The organism is Flagellimonas taeanensis, from assembly GCF_003584105.1.
GTDB lineage: Bacteria > Bacteroidota > Bacteroidia > Flavobacteriales > Flavobacteriaceae > Flagellimonas > Flagellimonas taeanensis.
Genome location: NZ_QXFO01000022.1, coordinates 1 through 2,500 on the forward strand (window position 1 = coordinate 1; position 2,500 = coordinate 2,500).

Annotated in this window: 2 tRNA genes and 2 rRNA genes (1 of these 4 cut by a window edge); all 4 read left to right on the top strand. The window is 53.2% G+C overall.

Annotated elements, in window-relative coordinates:
- Positions 1 to 182: 182 nt before the first annotated feature.
- Positions 183 to 1,699: ribosomal RNA gene (locus D2V93_RS10215) — 16S ribosomal RNA — on the top strand.
- 111 nt (positions 1,700 to 1,810) lie between these two features.
- A tRNA-Ile gene (locus tag D2V93_RS10220) sits at positions 1,811 to 1,884 on the top strand.
- 145 nt (positions 1,885 to 2,029) lie between these two features.
- Positions 2,030 to 2,106 (top strand) — tRNA-Ala (locus tag D2V93_RS10225).
- Positions 2,107 to 2,270: 164 nt separating this feature from the next.
- Positions 2,271 to 2,500 (top strand): 23S ribosomal RNA (locus D2V93_RS10230); it runs 2,587 nt beyond the window's last position.
- The 16S and 23S rRNA genes sit together here with 2 tRNA genes alongside, the layout of an rRNA operon.

A 2,500-nucleotide genomic window follows, 5' to 3' on the forward strand; every position in this document is an offset into this window, starting at 1 on the left:
TATATTTGCACCCGCTTAGCTGATAAGGCAGGGCGCTCCGGGAAGGCCGAGAGGTGTAGACCGGGGGAGGAAAAAGAAGTTCATATACATATTGCAAAAGACAGCGTAAAGAGAATTAAAGCCATTTTGATGTCAAGGACCGGATTTGTTTTGAGGATGTCTCGATAGATATTTAACGATAGACAATGAAGAGTTTGATCCTGGCTCAGGATGAACGCTAGCGGCAGGCCTAACACATGCAAGTCGAGGGGTAGGGGGTGCTTGCACCCCTGAGACCGGCGCACGGGTGCGGAACGCGTATGGAACCTGCCCCTGTCAGGGGAATAGCCCAGGGAAACTTGGATTAATGCCCCATGGTATCATTACATCGCATGATGTTGTGATTAAAGATTTATCGGACAGGGATGGCCATGCGTACCATTAGCTTGATGGTGGGGTAACGGCCCACCATGGCAACGATGGTTAGGGGCCCTGAGAGGGGGATCCCCCACACTGGTACTGAGACACGGACCAGACTCCTACGGGAGGCAGCAGTGAGGAATATTGGACAATGGTCGGAAGACTGATCCAGCCATGCCGCGTGCAGGATGACGGCCCTATGGGTTGTAAACTGCTTTTATACGGGAAGAAACCCACCTACGTGTAGGTGGCTGACGGTACCGTAAGAATAAGGACCGGCTAACTCCGTGCCAGCAGCCGCGGTAATACGGAGGGTCCGAGCGTTATCCGGAATCATTGGGTTTAAAGGGTCCGTAGGCGGGCCTGTAAGTCAGGGGTGAAAGTTTGTGGCTCAACCATAAAATTGCCTTTGATACTGCAGGTCTTGAGTCATGGTGGGGTTGCCGGAACATGTGGTGTAGCGGTGAAATGCATAGATATCACATAGAACACCGATCGCGAAGGCAGGTGACCAACCATGTACTGACGCTGATGGACGAAAGCGTGGGTAGCGAACGGGATTAGATACCCCGGTAGTCCACGCCGTAAACGATGGATACTAGCTGTGGGGACATTGTCTCCGTGGCCAAGCGAAAGTGATAAGTATCCCACCTGGGGAGTACGACCGCAAGGTTGAAACTCAAAGGAATTGACGGGGGCCCGCACAAGCGGTGGAGCATGTGGTTTAATTCGATGATACGCGAGGAACCTTACCAGGGCTTAAATGCAGGCTGCATGGGGTGGAGACATCCCTTTCTTCGGACCGCCTGCAAGGTGCTGCATGGTTGTCGTCAGCTCGTGCCGTGAGGTGTCAGGTTAAGTCCTATAACGAGCGCAACCCCTACCGTTAGTTGCCAGCGAGTCAAGTCGGGGACTCTAACGGGACTGCCGGTGCAAACCGTGAGGAAGGTGGGGACGACGTCAAATCATCACGGCCCTTACGTCCTGGGCCACACACGTGCTACAATGGCCGGTACAGAGGGAAGCCACCCCGCAAGGGGGCGCGGATCTATAAAACCGGTCACAGTTCGGATCGGGGTCTGCAACTCGACCCCGTGAAGCTGGAATCGCTAGTAATCGGATATCAGCCATGATCCGGTGAATACGTTCCCGGGCCTTGTACACACCGCCCGTCAAGCCATGGAAGCCGGGAGTGCCTGAAGTCCGTCACCGCAAGGAGCGGCCTAGGGCAAAATCGGTAACTAGGGCTAAGTCGTAACAAGGTAGCCGTACCGGAAGGTGCGGCTGGAACACCTCCTTTCTAGAGAAGATGACGCCCGGAATTTTTTCCGGTCCCGCATCGGGATGGTTTTTTCCCTTTTGCTGTCTTGCGATATGTTTTTTGGTATACTGCCCATTTTTGGGCCGATGCAGTCTCATAGCTCAGCTGGTTAGAGCGCTACACTGATAATGTAGAGGTCGGCAGTTCGAGTCTGCCTGAGACTACGGAAGCGGCAGTGCCGCAGGTTTTTGGCCTTTGGGGCCAGGGTCTATAAAAGTTCTTTAAAAGAAGTATTGAATAGGAAATTCTAGGTGTTGGGTTACCGTTATAGTACTGTTAACTGATAACTGTTAACTGACCACTGGTAATGGGGAATTAGCTCAGCTGGCTAGAGCGCCTGCCTTGCACGCAGGAGGTCAAGGGTTCGACTCCCTTATTCTCCACCACGGCAAGTGCCGTCCACCGATCGGTGGCGGTGTGCCAGAAAGTTCATTGACATATTGGGACGGAGCGTGATGGTTTTACCATCATGGCGAAGTCAAAAGAAGAAACACGAAGTAGAATAGAATATATAAGGATTACGAGAGGGCATCTGTGCTTAGGCACAGGTGCGACAAGCAAAAGAAGGGCGTATGGGGGATGCCTGGGCTCTCAGAGGCGACGAAGGACGCGATAAGCTGCGAAAATCCACGGGGAGCTGCACATGAGCATTGATCCGTGGGTGTCCGAATGGGGCAACCCGGCAGGTTGAAGGCCTGTCACACCGCAAGGTGGGCGAACCCGCTGAACTGAAACATCTAAGTAGGCGGAGGAAGAGAAAACAAAAGTGATTCCGAGAGT